Source organism: Agrobacterium sp. SORGH_AS_0745 (assembly GCF_030818995.1).
Lineage (GTDB): Bacteria > Pseudomonadota > Alphaproteobacteria > Rhizobiales > Rhizobiaceae > Agrobacterium > Agrobacterium tumefaciens.
Genome location: NZ_JAUTBI010000003.1, coordinates 265,771 through 291,654, shown reverse-complemented (window position 1 = coordinate 291,654; position 25,884 = coordinate 265,771). Strand labels below are relative to the sequence as shown.

Genomic DNA, 25,884 nt, shown 5'->3' with positions numbered 1-25,884 from the left:
CTTTATTGCGGCGCAACATGTATGTGCTTGCTGCTTAAGTCATTGAAACAGATTCTGTTTCAGGCGATGCACATGGACGTTCCCACCAACAAAAACGCCGCGCATCGTTAGATGCGCGGCGGGCTTTCGTCGAAGTTTGCGGTGGATTGGATCAGGTCTCAGCCGGCCTTTTCGAGCTTGTAGTCCGAATTGGCAGGTTCTTCCTGTTTGTGCTGGATGAGAGGACGGTTACCCGACAGCTTGCGAACCAGCACGTAGAATACCGGTGTCATGAAGATGCCGAAGAACGTCACCCCGATCATGCCGGAGAACACTGCGACACCCATGGCCGCGCGCATTTCCGCACCCGCACCGGTGGAGATGACCAGAGGCACCACGCCCATGATGAAGGCGAGTGAGGTCATCAGGATCGGGCGGAGGCGCAGGCGACTTGCCTCGACTGCGGCCTGAAGCGGCGTTCGTCCTTCGAATTCCAGCTCGCGGGCGAATTCCACGATCAGGATCGCGTTCTTCGCCGATAGTCCGACAAGGACGACAAGGCCGATCTGCGTAAAGATGTTGTTGTCCCCTCCCGTCAGCCAGACGCCTGTCAATGCGGCGAGAACGCCGAGCGGAACGATCAGAATGATCGCGATCGGCAGGGTCAGGCTTTCATATTGCGCAGCCAATACGAGATAGACGAGCAGCAGCGCCAGCGGGAAGACCACGAGGCTGGAATTACCGGCAAGAATCTGCTGGTAAGTCAGGTCCGTCCATTCGTATTCGATCCCGGCCGGCAGGTTTTCGGCAAGGATTTTCTCGATCGCTGCCTGCGCCTGTCCAGAGGAGAAGCCCGGTGCCGGACCGCCGTTGATATCTGCTGCAAGGAAGCCGTTATAACGGTTTGTGCGCTCCGGTCCTGTCGTTGCATCTACCTTCAACAGCGTGGAAAGCGGGATCATCTGACCGGTGGACGAGCGGACCTTCAGGCGGCCGATATCTTCGGCATGGGCGCGGAATTGCGCATCTGCCTGCACACGCACGCTGTATGTCCGCCCGAAGGCGTTGAAGTCGTTGACATAAAGCGAGCCCAGATAGATCTGCAGCGTCTGGAAGACGTCGCTGACCGAAACACCCAGCTGCTCGGCCTTGGCGCGGTCGAGATCGGCGAAGAGCTGCGGCACGTTGATCTGGAAGCTGGAGAAGATGCCTGCCAGTTCCGGTGTCTGGTATGCCTTGGCGATGACCGCCTTGGCCGCTTCGTCAAGCGTCTGGTAGCCGTAACCGGCACGGTCCTCGATCTGCAGCTTGAAGCCGCCCGTCTGGCCGAGACCGTTAACCGGCGGCGGCGGGAACATGGCGATGAAGGCATCCTGAATGCCGGCAAACTTCTGGTTCAGCTGCATTGCGATGGCGCCGCCTGACAGTTCCGGCGTCTTGCGGTTTTCGAAGTCGTCGAGAACTGCAAAGACGATGCCGGAATTGGAGCCGATGGTGAAGCCGTTGATCGACAGGCCGGGGAAGGCGATGGCGTGGCTGACGCCCGGCTGTTGCATGGCGATATCGCTCATCCGCTTGATGACACTTTCCGTGCGGTCAAGCGTTGCGCCGTCCGGAAGCTGGGCGAAGCCGATGAGATATTGCTTGTCCTGCGCCGGTACGAACCCGCTTGGGACCGCGCTGAACATGCCGTAGGTGGCAGCCACCAGCGCCATATAGACGATCATGACGAGGCTTTTGCGCGTTACCAGCCCGCCTACGGTTTTGCCGTAACCGTTGGAGGCGGCCCCGAAGGCGCGGTTGAATCCACGGAAGAACCAGCCGAAAATCCGGTCCATGAATCGGGTCAGCCAGTCTTTCGGTGCGTCGTGCTCTTTCAGCAGCAGGGCCGCAAGAGCGGGTGACAGCGTCAGAGAATTGATCGCCGAAATGACGGTGGAAATCGCGATCGTCAGCGCGAACTGCCGGTAGAACTGGCCGGAAAGGCCGGAGATAAAAGCCAGTGGGACGAAAACGGCGACCAGCACAAGCGCGATTGCTATGATCGGCCCGGAGACTTCGCGCATCGCCTTGTAGGTGGCATCACGCGGAGAAAGCCCGTTTTCGATGTTTCGCTCGACGTTTTCCACCACCACGATGGCGTCATCCACCACGATGCCGATGGCCAGCACGAGGCCGAACAGGGTCAACGCGTTAATGGAGAAACCGAAGGCATACATGACGGCGAAGGTGCCGATGATCGACACCGGAACGGCGATCAGCGGAATGATCGAGGCGCGCCAGGTCTGGAGGAACAGGATGACCACCAGTACCACGAGGCCAACGGCCTCGAGGAGCGTATCAACGACCTTTTCGATGGACGAGCGAACGAACTTCGTCGTGTCGTAGACGATTTCATATTTCACGCCATCAGGCATCGCCAGTTGCAGATTGTCCATTGTCGCGCGGACATTGTCGGCGATTTCGATGGAGTTGGAGCCGGGAGCCTGCAATACGGCGATCGCCACGGCGGGTTCGCCGTCGAGCAGCGAGCGCAGCGTATAGTCGGCAGCGCCGAGTTCGATGCGGGCGACATCGCGAAGACGGGTGATCTGGCCGTTCGCGCCGCTCTTGACGATGATGTTGCCGAATTCCTCCGGCGTCGTCAGACGGCCCTGGGCATTAACGTTGAGCTGCAGGTCGACGCCGTTGGGGCTTGGCGATGCGCCGATGACGCCGGCCGCGGCCTGGACGTTCTGCTGACGGATGGCGTCGGATACGTCACTCGCGGCGAGATCGTGTTCGGCCACCTTTTGCGGATCCAGCCAGACGCGCATGGAATAGTCACCCGCGCCGAAGACCTGCACCTGACCCACGCCTTCGATACGGGCGAGGCGATCCTTGACGTTCAGCGTCGCATAGTTGCGCAGATAGGTGATGTCATAGGCATCGGTCTTCGACACGAGATTGACGACCATGATGAAGTCGGGCGAGCTTTTGACGGTGGTGATGCCGAGTGCGCGCACTTCCGCGGGCAGGCGCGGTTCGGCCTGCGACACGCGGTTCTGCACCAGCTGCTGCGCCTTGTCCGGGTCGGTGCCCAGCTTGAACGTTACGGTCAGCGTCAGCACGCCGTCCGATGTCGCCTGGCTGCCCATATAGAGCATGTCCTCGACGCCGTTGATTTGTTCTTCAAGCGGCGTGGCGACGGTTTCGGCAATAACGGCCGGGTTCGCACCGGGATAGGTGGCGCGGACGACGACGGATGGCGGCACGACTTCCGGATATTCGGAAATCGGCAGGGCGCGCATGCCGAGAAGGCCTGCGACCACGATCAGGATCGACAGCACGCCGGCGAAGACCGGCCTGTCGACAAAAAATCTGGAAATATTCATATCCAGTCCCCTCTCCGGGTAGATTTGGAAATGCAAGGACCGTTCCGGCGGCATCATGGCCGCCGGTGAGGGCCGGTTCTTTGTGAAATGCGTCTCGCCGGAGGCGGGACGGCGTTATTGCGAGGCGGCGACCTTGTCTTCCGCCTGCGGTGCGATGGTTGCACCGGGGCGAATGCGCTGCAGGCCGTTGACGACGATCGTATCGCCGGCGGCAAGGCCGCTGTCGATGATGCGCTGGCCGTCAGCCGGTGCGCCGGGCTTGATCTGGCGGTAGCTCACCTTGTTTTCGGCATCGACGACAAAGACGAACCGCTTGTCCTGATCCGTGCCGATGGCGCGGTCGCTGATGACTATCCGGTTTTCCGGCTTCGGTTCACCCATGCGCACCCGCACGAACTGGCCGGGAATGAGCCTGCCATCAGGATTTTCGAAGACCGCACGCACACCAATGGTGCCGCTGGCGGAATCGACCTGGTTGTCGATGAGGTGCAGGGTGCCCTTGATCGGCGTGCCGTCATCCGAAAGCGTGCCGATTTCCACCGGGATCTGTTCGAGCGCGGGCAGGGCGTCGGTTGTCTTCGGCAGCTCGGAAAGCGCTTTCGCTACCGTTCCTTCGCTGGCGTTGAAGCTGGCATAGATCGGGTTGACCGAAACCAGCGTCGTCAGGGCAGGCGATGTCGAGCCGGCGGCAACGAGGTTGCCGGCGGTGATTTCGATGCGGCCGACCCTGCCGGAAACCGGTGCAACGATTTCGGTGTAACCAAGATCGAGCTGAGCCGTCGTCAACGTCGCGCGGGCGGCGCGAAGCTGGGCTTCGGCATCCGCAAACGAGCTTTGCCGCTGGTCGAGATCGCTCTGGGAGATCGTGCGATTGTCGGAAAGCCTGCGGCCACGGTCGAGTTCCGTCTTGGCAAGGCTGACCTTGGCTTCGGCGGAGGCGACCTGGGCTTCAGCACCTGCAACGGCTGCCTGATAGGGGGCCGGATCGATGGTGAAGAGGGGGTCGCCTTCCTTCACCAGCGCGCCTTCGCGGAAATGCACGGCCTTGATCTGGCCAGCGACGCGGGAGCGGATCTGCACGCGGTCGACGGCTTCGAGACGGCCGGAAAATTCTTCCCAGCGCATCACATCGCGGCTTTCCACCTTGGCGACGGTGACTGGGATAGCCGGCGTTTCAGCCGGGGTGGAAGCTGCCGTCGCATCACGGCTGGTGGGCAGGTCGAAAATGAGTGCTGCGGCTGCAACGGACATAGCAAGCCCGATACCGGCGCCCGTCAGGGCCCGGCGCTTTGTGGTCAGCGTCATGGGTCTCTCCTTGGCTCGGATCAGGAGCCGGTCAGTTTCTCTATCTGTGTGTTTTGTCGCATGGTCCCGGCGTAAAACCGCTACGCACTTTTACTGGACATGCTCAAAATGCGATTTCAGTGTTTTATCTGGTCAACGAAGGTCTTGAACTCCGAACAGACGGATGGGACCCATCCGCCGCCCTTTCCTTGATAAAGCCCCGTCCAGCCAATGCCGGCGGGGAAAACATGCTGCCGGACGCTGACACCGGAGGCGATGAGCCTGTCGGCATAACCGACCGTTTCGTCGCGCAGAGGGTCGTCCTCGGCGGTAAAGATCAGCGCCGGCGCCACCCGGTTCAGCCGCGTACACTGGCAGGGCGCGGCATAGGGGTGAAAAAACCCGCAGGCCTTGGCAAGGTAATGGCTCCAGCCATCCGCCCAGCGCTGGCGCATGCCGATCCTGTCCGCATCGCGGAAGGATTCCGTCGTCATCATCGGGTCGATCATGGGCGACAGAAGTATTTGACCGGCAAGCTTGCCCGGCATGCGGTCACGCGCCTTCAGCGCAAGCCCAGCCGCCACATTGCCACCAGCCTCTTCGCCGGCCACAAACAGCAGCGATTTTGCGCCGCCATAATGCTTGCGGTCCCGGCTCAGGTGATCCAGCGCTTCGAAGGCACAATCGATCACCATCGGAAACTCGTTGCCGGACGACTTGCTATAGTCGGCCTCGACGACGATCGCGCCGCTTTCAGCGAGCGCGCGTGCCACCGGAAGCTCCGGGCAATTGCCGCCCTTTTCAAGAAACGAGCCGCCGCGCAAATAAAGGACCACGGGCGGGTTGGTGCACAGGCCGGCACTTTCATATCGGCGCACGGAAAGCTGGGACGCCGAGCCCCCACAGCCTTCGATATTTTCCCAGTGCGCTTTCATTTGATCCGGTCCCGTGCGCCGCCATCAGCAGCTCACCATATTTGCAAAATCTGAAATTCATATTATTGTTCGGGAGAAAACGATCAAGTACGTCAAAATGAAAACACTATTCCAAAAAAACGGATAATAGCGACATGGATCAGCTTTCCGCCATGCGGGTATTCACTCGCGTCGTCGAAACCGGCAATTTCAGCCGCGCCGCGACCGCGCTGAACATGCCCAAAACCACCGTCACCAACATGGTCCAGGCGCTGGAGGCGCATTTACATACCACGCTTCTCAACCGCACAACGCGGCGGGTGATGCTGACGACGGACGGCGCTCTCTATTATGAGCGGGCCTCGCAGATTCTGTCGGAAATCGAAGAGCTTGATGGCAGCATGTCCAGCGCGCAGGTGCAGCCGTCTGGCCGGTTGCGGGTGGAAATGGCCGGTGTCTTCGCGGACCTCGTGGTTATTCCACATCTTTGCGAATTTTACCAGCGCTATCCGCAAATCCGGCTCGATCTCGGCGTCGGCGACCGTCTGGTCGATTATATCGCGGAGAATGTCGATTGCGCGCTGCGGGTCGGCACGTTGCGGGATCAATCACTTATTGCGCGCAAGGTCGGCGAGCTGAAATTCGAAACCTTCGCCTCTCCCCTGTACATCGAGAGTTTCGGCATGCCGCAACAGCCGGAAGATCTCGAAAACGGACATCATTCCGTGGGATATTTCAATGCCACCACTGGCCAGATCATGCCGATCTCATTCGACAACGGGCTTCGCAGCGTCGAGATTACGCCCAACTACGTCGTTTCGGTGAATGACAGCCGCACTTATCTCAACGCCGCGCTGGCGGGCATGGGCATGGTGCAGCTGCCCGTTTTCATGGTCAAGGATGCGCTTGCGCGTGGCGAGCTTGTGCCGGTTCTGCCGGAATGGCGGCGCGAACCGATGCCGATCTATGTGGTCTATCCGCAGACACGGCACGTCACCAACAAGGTCCGTGTCTTCGTGGACTGGCTGGCGAAGATGGTTCACAGCCTGGTCTGAGGCGGCTGGTCACTGCCCGACCTTTGCCGCGACAAAATCGATAAAGGCGCGTACGCGGGCGGCCAGGTGATCATGTCCGGCATAAACGGCGTGGATCACCTCCATGTCGCCCGGATTGTAATCCTCCAGCACCGGCACGAGCAGACCGGCCTCGATATCCGGCTCGACATGAAACTCTCCGACCCTTCCCAGCCCAAGGCCCGTCAGGCACAGCCTACGCATTGCCATGCCGCTGTTGACCGAGGCGTTGCCGGTCACGGGAAGGCGGTAGACCTCTGTCGTGCCGGGATCACGGAAAGGCCATTCGTTGAGGCTGCGACTGAAATTGAAGCTGATGCAATTGTGTTGGGCCAGATCGTGCGGCTTTTCCGGCATGCCATGTTTTTCGATATAGGCAGGGGAGGCGACGATGATCCGTCGGACCTCTTTCAGCTTTCTTGCCTTGAGGGACGAATCCGCCATCCCGCCGGATCGTATCGCTATGTCGGTGCGCTCCTCGATCAGGCTGATGACGCCGTCGGTTAGCGAGATATCCAGTTCGATTTCCGGATAAAGAGATAAAAACTCCGGTGCGAGCGGCAGAAGATACCTTTCGCCGAAGCCCAGCGTGGCGTTGACACGCAATAGCCCCCGCGGCACCACCTTGCCGCCGCCTGCTACGATCTGCTCCGTATCGGCGATGTCGGCCAGAATGCGCCTTGCCCGAGAAAGATAGATTTCCCCCTCCGGCGTCAGCGTCACCACGCGGGTGGAGCGAGCGAGAAGGCGGGTGCCGAGGCGGTCTTCAATGCGGGTGACAAGTTTGCTCACCGCCGAGGGTGAAAGCTTGAGCCTGCGCCCGGCTGCGGAAAAACTCCCCAGCTCGGCTGCCGCGACGAAGACTTCCATTTCTCCGGCCCTGTTGTCCATCGCTGCACCACTTGTGAAATTAATTCAAAGGCCTTTATCCAATCTTGCTGATTATCATGCAAGTCCCCTTCGCCCATATTGCAATCACAAAGTTGATCCAACCGGACAGTACCCGCTGTCCATAACGCCCGCGATCCCGCTCCGGGCGAAGAGGTACTCGTCATGCCATTGGCCATATTTGCCTTGACGATCGCGGCTTACGCGATCGGAACCACGGAGTTTGTCATCGTCGGTCTTTTGCCGACGGTCGCCGCAGATCTCCACATTACCCTGCCGCTTGCCGGCCTTATCGTCAGCGTTTACGCGCTGGGTGTCACTTTCGGTGCGCCGATCCTGACTGCGCTGACCGGCAAGATCGAAAGAAAGCCGCTGCTGCTGGGTCTGATGACGCTGTTCGTTGTCGGTAATGTCGCAGCCGCCGTGTCGCCAAGCTATGAGACGCTTCTGGTCGCGCGGGTGCTTTCCGCCTTCGCCCATGGCGTGTTCTTCTCCGTTGGCGCCACCATCGCCGCCGATCTCGTGCCGGAAAACCGCCGTGGCTCGGCGATTGCCATGATGTTCATGGGTTTGACCGTCGCCATCGTCACCGGCGTGCCGATCGGTACCTATATCGGGCAGATTTTTGGCTGGCGCGCCACCTTCTGGGCGGTTGCAGGTCTTGGTGTCATCGCCTTTGCCGGTATCGCGGCCCTGTTGCCGGGAACGCTGAAGAAAGCGCCGCCCGCCAGCCTTCTCGATCAGGTGCGGGTGCTGGGTTCCGGCCGACTGCTCATCGTTTTCGCCATGACCGCACTTGGTTACGGCGGCACCTTCGTCGCCTTCACCTTTCTGGCGCCGATCCTTCAGGATGTCACAGGCTTCTCCGAAAAGAGCGTCGGCCTGATCCTTGTGCTCTACGGCATCGCCATTGCCGCCGGTAATATCGGTGGCGGCAAAATCGCCAACCACAATCCGGTCAAGGCGTTGATCGGACTCTTTCTGGCACAAGCCATCGTGCTTCTGGTCTTTTCCTTCACCGCCGTTTCGCCGGTTCTGACCCTGATCACGCTGGTGGCGCTCGGCTTCCTGTCCTTCGCCAACGTTCCCGGCCTGCAGCTTTATGTGGTGCAGCTGGCCAAGGAACACCGCCCCGGCGCTGTCGATGTCGCCTCGGCGCTCAATATCGCCGCCTTCAATCTCGGCATCGCGATTGGTGCGTGGCTTGGCGGTCTGGTGGTGGAATCGCCGATGGGCCTTGCCGCAACCCCATGGGTCGGCGCCATCCTTGTCGCCATTGCCCTCATCCTCACCCTCTGGAGCAGTGCACTCGACCGTCGCGCCTCGCTCTCGCTGAAGACTGCCTGAGTTTTTCATATAAATCCCGGCCACTGCCTAAGGGCTGGCCGGGCGTACCCTAAAAGGAGAAAATATATGTTTGATGTCACCGCCAACGGCGCATCGATCCCGGCGCTTGGCTTCGGTACCTTCCGTATTCCCGGCCCCGATGTTCTTCGGATCGTTCCGCATGCCCTGAAGGCCGGCTTTCGCCATATCGATACCGCGCAGATTTACGGTAATGAGGCCGAAGTCGGCGAAGCCATTGCCGGTTCCGGCGTGGCACGCAGCGATATCTTCCTGACCACCAAGGTCTGGGTGGAGAACTACAGGCACGATGCCTTTCTTGCCTCCGTCGATGAGAGCCTGAAAAAACTGAAGACCGATTATGTCGATCTCCTGCTTCTGCACTGGCCGAACGAGGCGGTAACGCTGGCCGAGCAGATCGATGCGCTGAACGCTGTTCGCGACGCCGGCAAGGTTCGCCATATCGGCGTGTCCAACTTCAATACGGCGCTGATGGATGAGGCGGTCAGTTTGTCAAAGGCACCGATCGTCACCAATCAGATCGAATACCATCCCTATATCGATCAGGATATGGTGATCGCGGCGGCCAAGGCTGCCGGCATGTCGGTGACGGGTTATTACGGTATGGCCGACGGCAAGGTTTTTGCCGATCCGGTTCTAAAGGACATCGCCGCAAGCCGGGGCAAGTCGGTGGCGCAGGTGGTGCTGCGCTGGCTCGTGCAGCAGCAGGGTGTGATTGCGCTTTCGAAGACCGTGAGCGAAGCCCGTGTTGATAAAAACCTTGCGATCTTCGATTTCACGCTGTCGGTCGCTGAGACGGATGCGATCCGTGCTCTTGCTCGACCGGATGGCCGTATCGTCTCGCCGGACGGGCTTGCGCCGGTATGGGACGCGGCTGCCTGACCGTTGCCAACGGGTATGGGTGGAATTCCTCCTGGTGCCGTCACCCGGGTCTAGCCCGGCATGACGGGGGAGCGGTTTTCACTGATATAGATAACCTTAAGACACCCGGATAAGCTATCCGGGTGTCTTCTGAGAAAGTGGATCAGAATTCGCCCCATGTCTGATCTTTCGAGGCCGTGGATACGCCGAGCGCTGCGGCCACCTGGCCGATCATGCGACGCGCCGGGGATGGTCTCGGCTGTGCGTTGTCCGCAACGCGCACCGGCGCTGAAGGCATATATGCGGTTCTAGCCGTGCTGGTGCTGGCCATTGCGCCATCCAGCTTGAACTGGCCGACGATCTGGCGGAGTTTTTCGGCATCACCGGCAAGCGATGCGCTGGAGGCCGTAGCCCTTTCGACCATCGCGGCATTGTGCTGCGTGACCTGGTCCATCTGGTTCACCGCGCTGTTGACCTCGGCCAACCCGACCGACTGTTCCCTTGCGGATGTCGCGATGGCGTCGAGTTGTGTATTGATGGCGATGACGTGACTTTCAATGATCTTCAGGGCGTCGCCGGTTGCGGTCACGAGTTTCACGCCGTTCTGCACTTCGTCGGCGGAGTTGCGGATAAGCTCCTTGATTTCCTTGGCCGCTTGCGCCGAGCGCTGGGCCAGTTCACGCACTTCCTGTGCCACAACCGCAAAGCCCTTGCCTGCCTCGCCCGCACGGGCCGCCTCGACGCCGGCGTTGAGTGCCAGAAGATTGGTCTGGAAGGCAATCTCGTCGATGACGCCTATGATGTTGGAAATCTGGCTTGAAGAGCTTTCTATGCGCTTCATGGCATCGACCGCAGTTGCCACGACTTGACCGGATGTCTGCGCGGATCTGTTGGCCTCGACCGCCACGATCCGGGCCTCCTCAGTCCGTTTGGTCGAATTGCTGACGTTGCTGGTTATCTGGTCGAGCGCTGCGGCTGTTTCTTCCAGCGATGCGGCTTGGGTTTCCGTGCGTTGCGACAGGTCGCTCGCACTCGAACTCAACTCGCGAGAGCCGTTGTCGATCGTGGCCGTTACATCGGCAACGGACAGCAGTGTTTTGCTAAGCTGGTTTACGGCGATATTGAAGTCCGCACGCAGGCTTTCGAATTCTGCGGAGAAAGGCGTTTTCAGCTGGTAGGACAGGTCGCCATTGGCCATATGCTTCAGACCTTCGGCAAGGCCGCTGGTCGCTTCCGCCATTTCGGCGGCGCGCCTGCGATCAATTTCGGCGGTTCTTTGACGCTCTGCCTCGGACTGGTTACGCACCTGCGCCGCATCCGCTTCCAGCCGGCGGGCCTTCAATTCGTTATCCTTGAAGACCTCAACGGCCTTTGCCATCGTGCCGACCTCGTCGCGCCGGTCCGTTCCCTCGACCTTGACGGACAGGTTACCCTCCGCAAGCGTTTGCATCGTGCCGACAAGACCCCGGATCGGCGTGACAAGCCAGCTGCTGATCGCGAAATATCCGATGACGACGACGGTGATGAAGCCGAGGACGACCGCCGCGACGGTAATTAGTGCAGTCCGTTGGCTTATGTCGCTCAGATCATCGCTCTGCTGGGCGCTACGGTTCGAAATATCAGTGGCTATCTGTGTAAGTTTCGAGCCGATCTTGGCAAAGACTGGCTGGCACTCGGTGCCAAACGCTTTTTGCGACGCAAGTGCCTCATCCACGGTTGATGCGGTTCGGCCCAGGTGCCAGGCGTTCTTGCACGTCACGTTATAGAGCGTCGTCACGTCGTCCTTGAGTACGCGCAGGCGGTTGTCTTCGGGGATATTGGCGATGGCTCCATCCATCGATACCATGAACTTGTCGCGTGTGGCCTTCACCTCAGCTTCGGCAGCGGCATTACCCTGTTCCGTAAAGGCGATCATCATATCGGCCAAAGCCGCACGCCCGTTCAGCAGTTCTTGGTTCGCGAGTGCCAAATTCAAGGCCGCTGCGCTGTCACGCGCAATAAGGTCACTATAACTTCCATCGATCGATTTGATCTGTATGGCGGAGTAGGCCGCAATCAGGATTGCACATACGCCGAATAGCGCAAATACCGTCAAAAACTTTCCGACAACGGGAATATTTCTCATCGTTATGGCTCCCACAAGAAAATCTAGCCCTTCATGGGTCATATTTCGGCATCATGCGCTTTTCCGGTGATGATTATACTTACAAATTTAAGAAATAATTATTTATTATTAGTAATTACGTATCTTATAATAAGATACTGTACTGTTGTATTAAATAAGAATAGTATTTAATGCTGAATAATTCTAATGGGCATCTCAAATCGGTTGTCATGTCTTGCGCGTCCGCGAACGCCTTCCCGAAGCGAATAAGTTCGGTGTCTAGGGCACGGGACTATGGTTGTGCATCAGATCGGCCCAGAACATGCGGGTAGGCTTCGGTTGAAGGGGAGCTATCTGGGACCGGCGGCAAAATCAGGGCGGTGCCTGTAAGCGCTTTGACAATCCCGACGTTTTCCAGGGAAAACTGGAGCGGGCGAAGGGATTTGAACCCTCGACCCCAACCTTGGCAAGGTTGTGCTCTACCCCTGAGCTACACCCGCTCAAAAACCGCTGGTCCGGGGTAGTTCGCTGGACCGCGGGCCGCCAAAGCGTGGCGACGGGTGCTATATCGCTCAATCGTTTTTGGAATGCAACAGTTTCTTTTGCGGTTTCGGTGGAAATCCGTCTGGCCTGTGGGTTTATTCAAAACGGCCGGGCCGATGCGTCGTAAAAAAGTGTGTTGGCGGGCGAAGGTATTGTTTCGGCTGGCCTTTATTTGGGTTGTAAAAGCACACAACCGGCCGGATGGCCAAAAAATAACCTGTTTACATTTGGTTAAAATCTGATTCGACAAGTGATTCGTTCGGGTGTACAAATTTCATGTCCACAAAAAAAGAAACGATACTTGGCATGTCATCATCGGGAGGATGAGCCTTGTCGTATGCAGCTTTTGAAAGAGTCGGCGCACAATTGTCGCCCCAGCAGATCACCGATCTGCAGAATATTTTCGACGGCGTATGTTTCGAGTGCCTTCAAGATCGCTGTAGCCACGTCGCCAACGAGTGCGCGGCGGTTTTGATCCGTAGCGCCCAGCGCGGCATTCTCGATCATGAGATGTTGCGCGACATCGGTCTTGCGGTTTTACGTCGGCACTGATTGCGCCATTTCATTAAAAAAGCGCCCGGGCATCTCGGGCGCTTTCGTGTGTGTGGTGTCAGTAGCCGCGTTACGGCTCAGCTCTTTTCCTGAACGTGCGCCTCGAGGAACCACAGCGCCTTGTCGAGATCGCGCGAGGCGGCGGTGAAGATATCCGCTGTCGTCGGGTCGCCGGCCTCGTCGGAATCATCGATAGCCTTGCGGATCATGTTGGCCACGTCGCCATAACGGGCGATCAGTTCGTCCAAATGATCGTGGATCTTGTAGATATCGGTCGGATAGGCCTTGAGCTTGGTCGTCGAAGAGACGGATTGCAGGCTACCGAGGGCCGTGCCGCCAAGCTGCACCACGCGTTCGGCAATGGTATCGCCGTGATTGTCGAGCTGGGCGCGGAAGGTGTCGAGAAGTTCGTGCACGGCGATGAATTGCGGACCTTTCAGGTTCCAGTGCGCCTGCTTGGTCACCAGTGCAAGGTCGATCACAGAAGCGAGCGATTCGTTCAGAATACCCATCACCGTTGATTTGGCGTTGGAAGGCAGGTCGTTCTTCGTCTTGTGCGTCTTCATCGATGTCTCCTGACGTTGCGGACGGAATGCCGTTTGGCAAAATCTCCCCCGATTAACGCCCTGGCCGGTTGCCCTGTTCCGTCGCTCGGACGGCAATGGCAAAAAACCTCTGCAATCGTCGTATCTCACTCATAAAACAGACAGATGCGTCGACCGTCTATGTCGTTGACACTGATGGTCATGTCGTAGATTTCCCGCAGAACCTCCGGACGGATAATCTGTTCCGCCGGTCCCTGGCGGCAGATTCGGCCATCACGCATGGCGATGATGGTGTCGGAGTACCAGGAGGCGAAGTTGATGTCGTGCAGTACCAGAACCACGGTCTTCTTCAGCTCGTCGGCGGCGCGACGCATGATCTTCATCATGCTTGAGGCGTGTTTCATGTCGAGATTGTTGAGCGGCTCGTCCAGGAGCACATAGTCCGTGTCCTGACACAGAACCATGGCCACGAAGGCGCGCTGACGCTGGCCGCCGGAAAGCTCGTCGAGAAAGCGGCCGGAAAGGTTTTCGAGATGGAGATATTCCAGCGCCCGGTCGATATGGACCTTGTCCTCGATGGTGGGACGGCCCTTGGAATAGGGATAACGTCCAAAACCGACGAGATCGCGCACCGTCAGGCGTGACGAGATGTGGTTGTCTTGCCTGAGGATCGAGAGCCGTTTTGCCAGCGTGTCGGAAGGGGTCTTGGTCACATCCAGCCCGTCCACAGTCACGGTTCCCGCATCCATGGACATCAGCCGTGCCACGATGGAGAGCAGCGTGGATTTTCCCGCCCCGTTCGGCCCGATGATGGAGGTGACGCCGCCTGCCGGAATGGCGACGGAGACGCCATCGACAACAACCGTTTCGCCATAGGATTTGCTGATCTGACTGGCGATGATCATCGCGCACCCCGCTTGAGAATAAGACCGATAAAGACGATGCCGCCCAGAAATTCGATGATGATGGAAAGCGCCGTGTTGAAGGCGAAGATCCGCTCCAGCACCACCTGACCGCCAACAAGGCAGATGATGGCGATGAGGATTGCAGCCGGCAGCACATAGGCATGTTTGCCGTTGCCTGTGAGATAATGGGCCAGCGCCGCAACCAGCAGCCCGAAGAACATCACAGGGCCGACGAGTGCGGTGGAAACAGCAACGAGAACGGAGACCAGCACGAGGATGATCGTCACCGTTCGCTTGTAGTCCACGCCAAGGCTGATAGCCGTTGCGCGGCCGAGCGAAAGAACGTCGAGCGTGTGCAGGAGCCGCAACCCGATAATCGTCACCACGCCGACGATGATGGCTGATACCGCAAGAAGGGTGGGATCGATGGAATTGAAGCTGGCGAACAGCACATCCTGCAGCACCGCATACTCATTGGGGTCCAGTACGCGCTGCATGAAGCCCGAGAGGCTGCGGAAGAACACGCCGAAGACGATGCCGACCAGCACCAGAAGATGCAGGCTGCGTTCCGCGCCGACGAAAAGCCAGCGGTAGAGCAGGGCGGAGAACGTGACGAGCAGCGCGGTTTCGGCAAGAAACTTCAGTTGCGGATCGATCATCACCACGGTTGCCGAGCCAAACACGAAGATCAGCGCCGTCTGCACCAGCACATAGAGCGAATCGAAACCCATCACCGAAGGGGTGAGAATGCGGTTGTTGGTGACCGTCTGGAACAATACCGTCGAAACGGCGATGGCATAGGCCACCAGCAAAAGCGACAGAAGCTTGATGCCGCGAAACGGCAGGATGAAGCTCCAACTGCCCTTTGCACCGAGCGTCATGAAGGCAGCCATGGAGATGAGCGCCAGTGCGAGAAGCATCAGCAGCACGAGTTTCGCGCGCCGGTCGGGATGTCTCTCATGCATGGTGGCGTTTCCGGAGCAGGAGATAGAGGAACAACGCGCTGCCGATGACGCCGACCACGGTTCCGATCGGTATCTCATAGGGCGCGCGCACCGTTCTGCCGATGATGTCGCAGGCAAGAACGAAGACCGCGCCAAGTGTCGCCACCCAGGGCACGGAACGGCGCATATTGTCGCCGATAATCAGGCTGACCACATTCGGCACGATCAGGCCAAGAAAGGGGATCATGCCCACCGTGACGACGACGACGGCACTGACCAGCGAGACGATGGTGAGGCCGAGCGCCATCACCCGGCGATAGTTCAGTCCGAGATTGGTGGTGAAGTCGCGCCCCATGCCTGCCACCGTGAAACGGTCGGCGGCGAGATAGGCGGCGATGGCGAAAACGAAGCCAATCCACAGCAATTCATAGCGGCCACGCAGCACGCCGGAAAAATCCCCGGTCATCCACGCGCCGAGCGATTGCAGCAGATCGAAACGATAGGCGAAGAAAGTGGTGACGGCAGAAATGACGCCGCCCAGCATGATGCCAATCAGCGGCACCAGCAGCACATCGCGCAGCGGCACCTGCCGTAGAATACGCAGAAAAAGTGCGGTTCCCGCCAGCGCGAAAGCGGCGGCCACCAACATCTTGCCGAAGATCGGCGTTTCCGGGGCAAGCAGGGTGACGGTGAGCAGGCCAAGGCCGGCGGATTCGGTGGTGCCAGCCGTCGAAGGCTCCACGAAGCGGTTGCGCACCAGCATCTGCATGATGAGACCGGCAATCGCCATCGAGCTTCCGGCCAGTATGAGCGCCAGCGTGCGCGGAATGCGGCTGACGAGGAGCACCCGCAGTGCATCCGCGCTCGTATCCGGCGCAAAAAGCGTCGCCAGCGAGACGTTGCTCACGCCGACGAACAGGCTGACGATGGCGAGTGTCAGCGCCAGAAGGAGGGCGAGGATGAGGGACAGGGATTTCACGTCAGTGGTTTTTCGAAAATGGTGATGACTCGCTTCGACCTCGCAGATTGCCCGGAGGACTGAACCTCTCCTTCGTCATCCTCGGGAGAAGCCCGGGGATGACGTCGCGAAGGCAGTTTTTACGACTTCTTCTCGGACACGGCCTCGTAGACCTGATCAAGCAAGGTGGTGAGCGCCGTATAACCGCTGCTGACGATATAGGCCGCCTGCGGGTCGAGATAGACGATCTGCTTTTTCTTCCAGGCGTTGGTCTGGTGGATCAGTTCGTTGTCCAGCACCTGGGCGGCGGCCTTGCCTGGGTCCGTTGCGCGGCCGATGCCGGCATCGCGGTCTATCACGAACAGCCATTCGGGATTGACCTCTGCCAGATATTCGAAGGACACGACATCGCCCCGGTCGAAGCGGTCATCGATATCAGGAGCGACCGGCTTGAAGCCGATTTCCGTGTGCAGCCAGCCGGTGCGCGAGCTTGGGCCGTAAACACCGACCTTGCCGGCATTGGTGACGAGGATCATCGCCGTGCCGGAATTCGGCGCGATGGCCTTCAGCTTTGCGACCTTCTCGTCGATGGAGGCGTCGAGCTTCTTTGCTTCTTCCTGCTTGCCGAAGATATCGCCGAGCTTGGTGATATTGGCTTTGACGCTCGCGATGAATTCCTTGGAATCGATCGACATGTCGATGGCGGGCGTGATCTTCGCAACATCGGGATATTTCGCACGCGAACGGCCGCCGACGATGACGAGATCGGCTTCTGCCGCATTGATCGCCTCGTAATCGGGTTCGAACAGCGTGCCGACCTTCAGATATTTGCCATCGGCATATTTCTGGAGATAGGTCGGCAGGTTGGAACCAAGGACACCAGCTGGCTCGACGCCCATCGCATCGAGATTGTCGAGCGAGGGGATATCCAGAACCAGAACCTTTTTCGGCGCGGCTTTCAGAACGGTCTCGCCCTGCGCGTGCTTGATCGTCATTTCCTCAGCGCCTGCGGTCATCGCGCCAAGGCTGAAGGCCGCTGCTGCCAGCAGCCGAACGGGGAAGGTGAAGTTGATGGCCACGGATATGTCCCTTGCAATATGGTTCTTGACCCTGCGGAAGCGGATCCCGCAGGCGTAACTTGATGTTCGCTGTCAGCTTTATTGGCAAGGTATGCGGAAATCAAAAATATGTTTTAGAATGGTTCTGAATTGCCGTGAGCGGGAAATGTGTGTGGCACCGGAAGCAAACCCCGGAGCCACATCAGGGGCCGTATCTTCTTTCAATTCGGCGGCCAGTCGCCGACGATCTCGCGTCTTTCCAGTTTCAGCGACCGGTCAGGCTGGATGCTGTAGGTTTCAATCGCCAGCCGGCCATCGCCCATGACGAATTCGTGGCTGAGCGTGCTGCCGATGGGTGACTTGGTCAATTTGGTATGGGGTTGTCCGCCATAGGTGATGCTGCCCGGAATGGGTTGCACGTCGGGTGCCGCGGTGGCGCAGCCGGCAAGGCCCAGAACCAGCATGATCGCGATCTTGCGCATGTTTTTCTCCTGCGTTGGACAGGAATACTATCACGGCCGTGCCTGCGCCACACATCCCGTTGCCGTGAATAAAAAGGGCCCCGCATCCGGAAGGAGACGGGGCCAGTTGCCTTGGGAGGCTGTTTGTTATCAGTCCTCGTTGGCGGCAAGCTGCGTCAGCACCTCGCCGCGGCCGCGGATGCGCATGATGAGCGGGACGATGAAGGCGGCGGCTGCGACAAGGAACAGGCCGACGGCAATCGGTGAGGTGAGCAGCACGGTCGGGTCGCCCTGGCCGATGGCGAGTGCACGGCGAAGCTGCTGTTCGGCAAGCGGCCCGAGGATGAGGCCGACCACGGCAGGCGCGATCGGATAACCGAAGATGCGCATGATGTAACCAAGGATACCGAAGGCGAGCAGCATGCCGAGTTCGAACACGGACGGGTTGGCGCCGATGGTGCCGAGCGTCGCAAACAGCAGGATGCCGGCATAGAGCCAGGGTTTCGGGATGGTCAGCAGCTTCACCCACAGGCCGATGAGCGGCAGATTGAGGACCAGCAGCATCAGGTTGGCGATGAACAGGCTGGCGATAAGGCCCCAGACCAGCTGCGGATTGGTGGCAAACAGCAGCGGGCCAGGCTGAAGACCGAACTGCTGGAAACCGGCAAGCATGATGGCAGCGGTTGCCGTCGTCGGCAGGCCGAGCGTCAGGAGGGGCACGAGCGTACCGGCAGCGGAGGCATTGTTGGCGGCTTCCGGACCGGCAACCCCTTCGATGGCGCCATGGCCGAATTCTTCCGGATGTTTGCTGAGCCGCTTTTCGGTGGCATAGGAAAGGAAGGTGCCGATTTCAGCACCACCGGCAGGCATGGCGCCAATGGGGAAACCGATCAATGTGCCGCGCAACCAGGGTTTCCAGGAACGCGCCCAGTCCTGCGCACTCATCCAGACCGAACCCTTGACCGCTTCGACCTTCTCGTCGCCACTCTGGCCCTGCGCAACGATGAACAGCGTCTCGCCGATGGCGAACATGGCCACCGCAAGCGTCGTCACTTCCACGCCGTCGAGAAGGTCGGGAATGCCGAAGCTCATGCGGGTCTGGCCGGTCAACTGGTCGATACCGACGATGGCGAGCGCGAAGCCGATGAACAGCGAGGTAAGGCCGCGCAGTGCCGAGTCTCCGAAAGCCGAGGAGACGGTGACAAAAGCGAGCACCATCAGCGCGAAATATTCGCGCGGGCCGAAAACCAGCGCCAGCTTGACGATATAGGGTGCAACAAAGGCGAGAGCGACTGTGGCGATGAGACCAGCGACGAAGGAGCCGATGGCGGCGGTGGCAAGTGCCGGGCCGCCGCGGCCCGCACGGGCCATCTTGTTGCCTTCGAGCGCAGTCACGATCGATGCGCTTTCGCCCGGCGTGTTGAGCAGGATCGAGGTGGTCGATCCGCCATACATGCCGCCATAATAGATGCCGGCGAACATGATGAGCGAACCGGCGGGATCAAGCCGGTATGTAACGGGCAGAAGCAGAGCGACCGTCAGCGCCGGCCCGATGCCGGGCAGAACGCCGACGGCAGTGCCGAGTGTCACGCCGATCAGCGCATAGAGCAGGTTCATGGGTTGGGCAGCAACCTCAAGACCGTGCAGCAGGAATTCAAACGTACTCATGGACAGATGTCCCCCAAGTCGAGCAGATGGGCGGGCGGAACGGCTGGCGTTTGCGTCATCGCGCGCCGGCGGTTTCCTGTGATCTCGAATTTTGGTCGGAATGGCTGTTAGAACAACAGCCGCTCCAGAGGCCCGGCAGGCAGAGAAAGTTGCAGCAGCCGCGCAAAGATGATCCAGATGACGAAGCTCAGAGCGATGCCGATGGGGATCGAATACCAGAGCTTGCGTTTGCCGAAGGCGCGCGCCGTAAACGCAAACAGGAGACCGGTGGCGATGGAGAAACCGGCGACGTTCAGCAACAGCATCTGCGCGGCAAGGCCGGCGACGACCCATATGACCGGGGCGACTTCCTGTTTGTCCCGTTCAGGAAAATCACCGCGCCAGGCTTCGATGGCCGTCCAGAGCGCAAGGCCGACAAGACAGAAGGCGATGGCGTAGGGGACCGTTGCCGGACCGACCGGCGAGTAGCCGGTGACGCTGGCGAGACGCGCACTGTCCCAGAAGATCACGCACGCGATAAGGACGAGGGCTACGGCGATCGCCAGCGCCGCCCAGTCAGGGCGGCGCTCTTGATGTTGTGAAGGGTTGGAACCCTGGCTCATTTTACCAGTCCGATTTCTTTGAGGATGGCGGCGGTGGCGTCGGTGTCCTTGGCAAGCTGCGCCTTGAACTCGTCACCGGAAAGATAGGTATCCATCCAGCTCTTGGTCTTCAGCGTTTCCTGCCACTTTGCGGATTTCGCCAGCTTCTCGATATCGGCGCTGACGGCCTTTTCCTGTTCCGGCGTCAGGCCGGGAGGAGCAGCGACCATGCGCCAGTTCTGCACGACGACGTCGAGGCCGCTTTCCTTGAGCGTCGGCGCGTCAACGCCTTCCAGCTTCTCTTCGCTGGAAACGGCCAGCAGGCGCAACGTGCCCGCCTTGACCTGGCTTTCGAATTCGCCGTAGCTCGAAATGCCGGCTGTTACCTGCGAGCCGAGGATCGAGGCAAGCGCTTCGCCGCCGCCGGAATAGGCGATGTAGTTGATCTTGGTCGGATCGACGCCGGCCGCCTTGGCGATCAGGCCAACAGCGATATGATCGGTGCCGCCGGCCGAGCCGCCGCCCCAGGACACGCTGCCCGGATCTTTTTTGAGCTGGTCGACGAGGTCGCCGATGGTTTTCAGCGGCGAAGATGCCGGAACGACGATTGCTTCATATTCACCGGTCAGGCGGGCGATTGGCGTCACTTCCTTGAGGGTGACGGGCGCCTTGTTGGTGAGGATCGCGCCGACCATCACGTAACCGCCGACGATGAGGGCGTTCGGGTTGCCCTTCTGCTGGCTGGCGAACTGTGCAAGACCGATGGTGCCGCCGGCACCTGGCACGTTCTGCACCTGAACGCTCTTGGAAATGCCTTCTTCCTGCAGCACGGTCTGCAGGGAACGCGCGGTCTGGTCCCAGCCGCCGCCGGGATTGGCCGGCGCGATGATGGTGTAGTCCGCTGCGACCGCCGGAAGCGCGATCACGCCTGCCAGAAATGTGCCGATAAGAAAATGTTTCACTTAGAAAACCCTCCTCAGGATGCCCTTTTTGGGCGTCGTTTTTCGTTTATGCGGAAGGGAGTTTCAGGCCGTGCTTATCCTGACGCTGCCAGGGCAGCGCGGAGCTCTACGGTCCTCAAGATTTCCTCCCGCATCTTCTTCCGCCTCCACGGAATGAAGAAGGATTGCAGAGCATCATAAAAAGCTGTCATCTAACTGACGCACCGCAAGTCCTTGCGCATTTACTCTCTATTAATTTGTGCTTGCCGTCTACTATTGCGAGCGTAGCGCCTCGTTCCACCGCTCGATCAGGCGGCTGCGCTTGACCTGATCCAGATAGACCATCAGGCCCGGGCTGACGGGCACGGGGCGCAATTGTGCGCCGTGGATCGCCTGCATGGTGTTGGCGGTATTTTCGCCCGCCACGTCAGGGCTGACGGCGGGGATCTGCAATTGCCGGGCCATGATCGTCTGGCCCTCCTTGGACATGAAGAATTCGAGATAGCGGCGGCCGAGCGCCGGATTGGCGGCGGCTTCCGGCACCAGCCCGATGCGCGACATGACCACGGTATAGTCCTTGGGCAGCACGATACCGACATCGGGATGGCGCGAGGCCCAGTCGGCCGCGTAGGAACCGAGAATATTGTAGCCCAGCACGAAGCGCCCGTCGGAGACACGCTCCAGAATGGCGGATGACGTGGAATAGACCTTCACGCCGGCCGCGCCCATGGCCTTGATGACGCTCCATATGTCGCCGAACTGCTCCTGATCGCGCGACATGAACAGGAAGCCGACGCCGGAGCGCTCAATGTCGTAGGTAGCGATGCGGCCATGCACTTCCTTGGCGTGGCGCTCAAGATAATCGACGAATTCGGCACGGGTCGCGGGCGGCTTTTCGGTGGTAAAGCTCGGCTTGTGATACACGAACACCGCCGGCTCGAAGGTCAGCGCATAGGCGGTGTTGCGCCAGTTGGCCCAGGTGGGCCAGCGCGCGCTCATGGCAAGGTCGGAGCGCTGGGCGTAACCGTCATTGCTCAACTTCACCTGCAAATCCATGGCGGATGAAAAGGCGAAATCGGCGGTCTTTTTGCCCGCATCGGTTTCTTTCACGATGCGATCATAGATTTCGCCGGTCAGCATGTCCTCGTAATGGACGGCGATATCGGGGTTGGCCTTCTGGAAACCCTCGATCATCGGCGTGGCCAGCGGTTCGTCCAGCGAGGAATAAACCACCAGCGTTTCCGCATCCGCCTTGCCTGATGGTGCAGGGAAAACGGCGACTTGTGCAAGTGCCGGTGAGGCCATGCAAAGACAGAGACAGAGAAAAACGGCGATACGCATGGAAAAGATCATGCCGCACGCGCTTGCCATTCACAAGCGCCAAGGGCTTGGATAAGCTCGGCAATGTTGCGGGAGGAAGAATTGCGTATTTTGCTGGTCGAGGACAATCAGGTGCTGTCGGAAGGGCTGTGTGCGCTTCTGCGCGGCAGCGGTTATGCGGTAGATGTCGTTTCAGACGGCGCTTCCGCCGACGCGGCGATTGCGGCGGAAAATTTCGATCTCGTCATTCTCGACCTCAACCTGCCGGAAATGGACGGGATCGAGGTGCTGCGCTCCATGCGCTCGCGCCAGGACAAGGCGGCGGTGCTGATCCTGACGGCGCGTGGCACGCCGGAGGAGAAGGTCAAGGGGCTCGATCTCGGCGCCGACGACTACATGATCAAGCCCTTCGACATCACCGAATTTGAAGCGAGGGTGCGGGTGCTGCTGCGTCGCAATGCCGGCCTGCGCTCTTCTACGCTCGGCTTCGGCAAAGTCCTGTTCGACCTCACATCCCGCACCTTTTCAGCCGATGGGCGCCCGCTCGATATTCCGGCGCGTGAAGTGGCGCTGCTCGAGGTGCTGTTCATGCGGGCGGGCAAGGTGGTTGCCAAGGAGGCGATCGTGCAATCGCTGACCGGTTTCGACGACGAGATATCAGGCAACGCCATCGAGCAATATGTCAGCCGGCTGCGCAAGCGGCTTGCCCCCCACGGGCTGACGGTGAAGACGGCGCGTGGCATCGGCTATTATCTGGAAAAGCTGCCGGAGATGGCTGAATGAGACAGGCCGCCTATTCGCTCAGGCGGCGTCTTTTAGGCTGGCTTCTCATCTCCACCGCCATCATCGGCTGCGTTGCGCTCACTGATACCTGGCGCGAGGCGGTCAATACGGCCAATGTCGTCTCCGACCGGGTGCTGTCAGGTTCCGCGCTTGCGATTGCCGAGCGGGTGGTGGTGGCCGAAGACGGCTCGCTGGAGGTCGATATTCCCTATGTTGCGCTGGAAATGCTGACATCGGCGGCACAGGACCGGGTGTTTTATCGTGTCGACGGGCCAAACGGGCAATTTCTCACCGGTTACCAGAACCTGCCGACGGTGGAGAATCCGGCCGGAGAAACGCCTGCCTATCGCGATGCCGTGTTTCGTGACGAGCCGATCCGCATCGCCGCGATCCGCCGGTTTGCTTCCACCGGCATCAATTCCGTGCCCTTTTCCGTGACGGTGGCTGAAACGACGATCGCTCGCAGCCAGCTTGCGCAAGCCATCATCCTGCGCTCGGCCTTGCGCCTGCTGTTCATGATCGTGGGCGCGGCGATCATCGTCTGGATCGCCGTGACGATTTCGCTCCGGCCGCTTTACCGGCTCAGCGAAGCGATTGCCGAGCGCAGCCCCAACGACCTGCATCCAATCCGGCAATCCGTGCCGGTGGAGGTGGAAAATCTGGTGGAAACGGTCAATTCCTTCATGGTGCGGCTGCAATCGGCGCTCGATGCGCTCAGGCATTTCACCGGTAATGCCAGCCATCAATTGCGCACGCCGCTTGCCATCATCAGCACCCAGCTTGCGCTTTCCGCCCGCGCCGCAAGTCTCGAAGACGCGCAGGCGGCGGCCCGCAAGGGCGGCGCTTCGGTGGCCCATGCCGAACACATCCTCGCCCAGTTGCTGCGCATGGCCAATATCGATGCCGCCGGTTCGAGCGAAAAACACGATTTTTCCGAGATCGACCTCGTGGCGGTGGCGCAAAACGTGACGGCAGATTTCGTGCCACGCGCGGCCGACGCCGGCATCGATCTCGGTTTCGAAGGCGAGGGCGAAGCGACAATTCTCGCCGAGCCGCTCCTTATCGGTGAACTGATCGGCAATCTCGTTTCCAATGCCATCAACTACGCGGGGCGTGGTGCGGAAGTCACCGTGCGCGTCGGCAGGCAAGCGGGTGCCGTCTGGCTGGAAGTGGAAGATAACGGCCCCGGTATACCCACGGAAAAACGCGCCATGGTGCGCCAGCGCTTCGCCCGCGGCGAAGCCAACGCCGCCCCCGGCGCCGGCCTCGGCCTTGCGATCATCGAGGAGATCGCCGGGCTGTTCGGCGGGCGACTGATGCTGGAGGACGGCGCGGGAGGGCGGGGCTTAAGGGCCCGGGTAGAGTTTTCCTGAGGCGGCACTGCTGCGCTGTCCCCTTGGATGAGACTCGCGGTCCTATTCGTTCATCTTGTCGATAATCTGCATCATGATGTCAGCGCAGGCCTTCATCGGCTCGTCATCGGCACATTTGACGTCGATTTTGCGCTCGCCGTCTTCAATCCTGAAATGCGCTGCCTTGGAGGGCGGGGGTGGCATTCTCTTGCCATGCGGGCCGTCCCGCCAGCCTGCTTCCCTCGGACCACCAGGGCCGGGCGGAGGAGGTGGTGGCGGCGCATCCGCCCTTGAACCAGCGTCCGCTGGTCCCGGCGGTGGTGGCGGCTGCTGGGCGAAGCTGGACCCCGCCGCGATGAGAAACGCGGCGCCGGCAATGACGAGTTTTTTCATGTGAGAGACCTCGCTGTTGGGCTACAGTGAAGAAACGGTCACATGGGATGCTCGGTTGCCGGTCGGTAAAAATAATTCCGCGTTGTTTTCGTGGCGTCTTAGCCCATCCGTTCCGAAGCGTAGCTGCCCGGGCTTGGCGGGAAGACTACGGTGCGGTTGCCGTTGATGAAAGTGCGGTGGTGGATGTGGGCATGGATGGCGCGTGCCAGTACCTGGCTTTCCACATCACGGCCAAGAGAGACATAGTCTTCGGCAGATTGGGCATGGGTGACGCGCACCGTGTCCTGCTCGATGATCGGGCCTTCGTCCAGATCGGCGGTGACGTAATGGGCTGTCGCGCCGATCAGCTTTACGCCGCGGTCATAGGCCTGCTTGTAGGGGTTGGCGCCCTTGAAGGATGGCAGGAAGGAGTGGTGGATGTTGATGATCCGGCCCGACATCTTGCGGCACATGTTATCGGACAGCACCTGCATGTAACGCGCCAGCACCACCAGTTCGGTGCCGCTGGTCTCGATCAGGTCCATCAGCTGCGCTTCGGCCTGCGGCTTGTTTTCCTTCGTTACCTTGATGTGGTGGAAGGGAATATCGTGGTTGACCACCACTTTCTGATATTCGAAATGGTTGGAGACGACGCCGACGATATCGATCGGCAGCGCGCCGATCTTCCAGCGGTAGAGCAGATCGTTGAGGCAATGGCCGAAGCGGGACACCATCAGAAGTGTTTTCATGCGCTGGCCGTCGCTATAGATGCGGGCTTCCATACCAAATTTTTCCGCCACCGGCTGAAAGCCCTCGGTGATGGCCTGCATCGACACGCCCTCTTCGGAGATGAAGGAAACGCGCATGAAGAACTTGCCGGTCTCGAGGTCGTCAAACTGCGAACTGTCGACGATGTTGCAGCCCTTTTCCGCCAGATAACCGGAAATCGCGGCGACGATGCCGCGGGTCGATTTGCAGGCTACTGTCAGAACATAGGTTGTCATTCGTTTTCCCTCAAAGACTTTGAACCGGCGCAGTTGGCGCGTTCCATAGCGCAGC

23 protein-coding genes and 1 tRNA gene are annotated in these 25,884 nt (G+C 59.8%); 6 read left to right on the top strand and 18 right to left on the bottom strand.

What is annotated here, in order from left to right:
* Positions 1–158: 158 nt before the first annotated feature.
* The 3 genes from QE432_RS11345 to QE432_RS11335 all read right to left on the bottom strand — a co-directional run bounded on the left by QE432_RS11345 (position 159) and on the right by QE432_RS11335 (position 5,572).
* Positions 159–3,353 carry an efflux RND transporter permease subunit gene (locus QE432_RS11345; protein WP_019565072.1) on the bottom strand — a complete coding sequence of 1,065 codons (3,195 nt, stop codon included), beginning with the start codon at positions 3,351–3,353 and terminating at the stop codon, positions 159–161.
* Positions 3,354–3,467: 114 nt separating this feature from the next.
* Positions 3,468–4,658: an efflux RND transporter periplasmic adaptor subunit gene (locus QE432_RS11340; protein ID WP_306624291.1), complete on the bottom strand. Its 1,191-nt coding sequence runs from the start codon at positions 4,656–4,658 to the stop codon at positions 3,468–3,470.
* Between the two features lie 116 nt (positions 4,659–4,774).
* A complete protein-coding gene (locus QE432_RS11335; RefSeq protein WP_013636765.1) occupies positions 4,775–5,572 on the bottom strand; it encodes an alpha/beta hydrolase fold domain-containing protein in 798 nt (265 codons plus the stop codon).
* Positions 5,573–5,706: 134 nt separating this feature from the next.
* On the opposite strand from QE432_RS11335, the gene QE432_RS11330 reads away from it, so the two are divergent.
* On the top strand, positions 5,707–6,606 hold the full coding sequence (locus tag QE432_RS11330; protein WP_003514057.1) for a LysR family transcriptional regulator: 900 nt from the start codon (positions 5,707–5,709) through the stop codon (positions 6,604–6,606).
* Between the two features lie 9 nt (positions 6,607–6,615).
* Here QE432_RS11330 and QE432_RS11325 read toward each other — a convergent pair whose 3' ends face one another.
* Positions 6,616–7,515, bottom strand: coding sequence for a LysR family transcriptional regulator (locus QE432_RS11325; RefSeq protein ID WP_306624290.1), 900 nt, complete (start codon positions 7,513–7,515; stop codon positions 6,616–6,618).
* A gap of 162 nt (positions 7,516–7,677) precedes the next feature.
* Between QE432_RS11325 and QE432_RS11320 the strand changes: the two genes are divergently transcribed.
* Together QE432_RS11320 and QE432_RS11315 are read left to right on the top strand one after the other, a co-directional pair.
* A complete protein-coding gene (locus QE432_RS11320; protein WP_111783474.1) occupies positions 7,678–8,859 on the top strand; it encodes an MFS transporter in 1,182 nt (393 codons plus the stop codon).
* A gap of 66 nt (positions 8,860–8,925) precedes the next feature.
* Complete coding sequence (locus QE432_RS11315; protein WP_111783475.1) at positions 8,926–9,759, top strand: aldo/keto reductase; 834 nt, start codon at positions 8,926–8,928, stop codon at positions 9,757–9,759.
* 142 nt (positions 9,760–9,901) lie between these two features.
* On the opposite strand, the gene QE432_RS11310 is transcribed toward QE432_RS11315, so the two are convergent.
* Complete coding sequence (locus tag QE432_RS11310; protein WP_306624287.1) at positions 9,902–11,863, bottom strand: methyl-accepting chemotaxis protein; 1,962 nt, start codon at positions 11,861–11,863, stop codon at positions 9,902–9,904.
* Positions 11,864–12,267: 404 nt separating this feature from the next.
* Positions 12,268–12,342, bottom strand: a tRNA-Gly gene (locus QE432_RS11305).
* A gap of 373 nt (positions 12,343–12,715) precedes the next feature.
* Between QE432_RS11305 and QE432_RS11300 the strand changes: the two genes are divergently transcribed.
* Positions 12,716–12,937: a hypothetical protein gene (locus QE432_RS11300; RefSeq protein WP_013636760.1), complete on the top strand. Its 222-nt coding sequence runs from the start codon at positions 12,716–12,718 to the stop codon at positions 12,935–12,937.
* Positions 12,938–13,014: 77 nt separating this feature from the next.
* On the opposite strand, the gene dps is transcribed toward QE432_RS11300, so the two are convergent.
* The 10 genes from dps to QE432_RS11250 all read right to left on the bottom strand — a co-directional run bounded on the left by dps (position 13,015) and on the right by QE432_RS11250 (position 22,351).
* Complete coding sequence (gene dps, locus QE432_RS11295; RefSeq protein ID WP_003514046.1) at positions 13,015–13,503, bottom strand: DNA starvation/stationary phase protection protein Dps; 489 nt, start codon at positions 13,501–13,503, stop codon at positions 13,015–13,017.
* A 125-nt stretch (positions 13,504–13,628) separates the two neighbouring features.
* Entirely contained in the window at positions 13,629–14,387 is a 759-nt protein-coding gene (locus QE432_RS11290) for an iron ABC transporter ATP-binding protein (protein WP_111783478.1), read from the bottom strand.
* Positions 14,384–15,352: an iron chelate uptake ABC transporter family permease subunit gene (locus QE432_RS11285; protein WP_003514044.1), complete on the bottom strand. Its 969-nt coding sequence runs from the start codon at positions 15,350–15,352 to the stop codon at positions 14,384–14,386. Before QE432_RS11285 ends, QE432_RS11290 begins: the two co-directional genes overlap by 4 nt.
* Positions 15,345–16,310 carry an ABC transporter permease gene (locus QE432_RS11280; protein WP_038492099.1) on the bottom strand — a complete coding sequence of 322 codons (966 nt, stop codon included), beginning with the start codon at positions 16,308–16,310 and terminating at the stop codon, positions 15,345–15,347. The genes QE432_RS11285 and QE432_RS11280 overlap by 8 nt, the downstream gene beginning before the upstream one ends.
* Positions 16,311–16,429: 119 nt before the next feature.
* A complete protein-coding gene (locus tag QE432_RS11275; protein ID WP_013636756.1) occupies positions 16,430–17,368 on the bottom strand; it encodes a siderophore ABC transporter substrate-binding protein in 939 nt (312 codons plus the stop codon).
* 200 nt (positions 17,369–17,568) lie between these two features.
* Positions 17,569–17,829, bottom strand: coding sequence for a hypothetical protein (locus QE432_RS11270; protein WP_306624284.1), 261 nt, complete (start codon positions 17,827–17,829; stop codon positions 17,569–17,571).
* Positions 17,830–17,958: 129 nt separating this feature from the next.
* Positions 17,959–19,476 carry a tripartite tricarboxylate transporter permease gene (locus QE432_RS11265; protein ID WP_003514036.1) on the bottom strand — a complete coding sequence of 506 codons (1,518 nt, stop codon included), beginning with the start codon at positions 19,474–19,476 and terminating at the stop codon, positions 17,959–17,961.
* A gap of 107 nt (positions 19,477–19,583) precedes the next feature.
* Entirely contained in the window at positions 19,584–20,078 is a 495-nt protein-coding gene (locus QE432_RS11260; protein WP_013636754.1) for a tripartite tricarboxylate transporter TctB family protein, read from the bottom strand.
* Positions 20,075–21,019 (bottom strand): Bug family tripartite tricarboxylate transporter substrate binding protein, encoded by a 945-nt coding sequence (locus QE432_RS11255; RefSeq protein WP_003514032.1) that lies wholly within the window; start codon positions 21,017–21,019, stop codon positions 20,075–20,077. The genes QE432_RS11260 and QE432_RS11255 overlap by 4 nt, the downstream gene beginning before the upstream one ends.
* 252 nt (positions 21,020–21,271) lie before the next feature.
* A complete protein-coding gene (locus tag QE432_RS11250) occupies positions 21,272–22,351 on the bottom strand; it encodes an ABC transporter substrate-binding protein (protein WP_019565081.1) in 1,080 nt (359 codons plus the stop codon).
* 69 nt (positions 22,352–22,420) lie between these two features.
* Between QE432_RS11250 and QE432_RS11245 the strand changes: the two genes are divergently transcribed.
* Together QE432_RS11245 and QE432_RS11240 are read left to right on the top strand one after the other, a co-directional pair.
* Positions 22,421–23,101, top strand: coding sequence for a response regulator (locus QE432_RS11245; RefSeq protein WP_025594373.1), 681 nt, complete (start codon positions 22,421–22,423; stop codon positions 23,099–23,101).
* A complete protein-coding gene (locus QE432_RS11240; protein ID WP_065702599.1) occupies positions 23,098–24,474 on the top strand; it encodes a sensor histidine kinase in 1,377 nt (458 codons plus the stop codon). Before QE432_RS11245 ends, QE432_RS11240 begins: the two co-directional genes overlap by 4 nt.
* Before the next feature lie 42 nt (positions 24,475–24,516).
* Here QE432_RS11240 and QE432_RS11235 read toward each other — a convergent pair whose 3' ends face one another.
* Entirely contained in the window at positions 24,517–24,846 is a 330-nt protein-coding gene (locus tag QE432_RS11235) for a hypothetical protein (RefSeq protein ID WP_003514020.1), read from the bottom strand.
* A gap of 98 nt (positions 24,847–24,944) precedes the next feature.
* Entirely contained in the window at positions 24,945–25,829 is an 885-nt protein-coding gene (purU, locus tag QE432_RS11230) for a formyltetrahydrofolate deformylase (RefSeq protein WP_045017750.1), read from the bottom strand.
* Between the last annotated feature and the right edge of the window lie 55 nt (positions 25,830–25,884).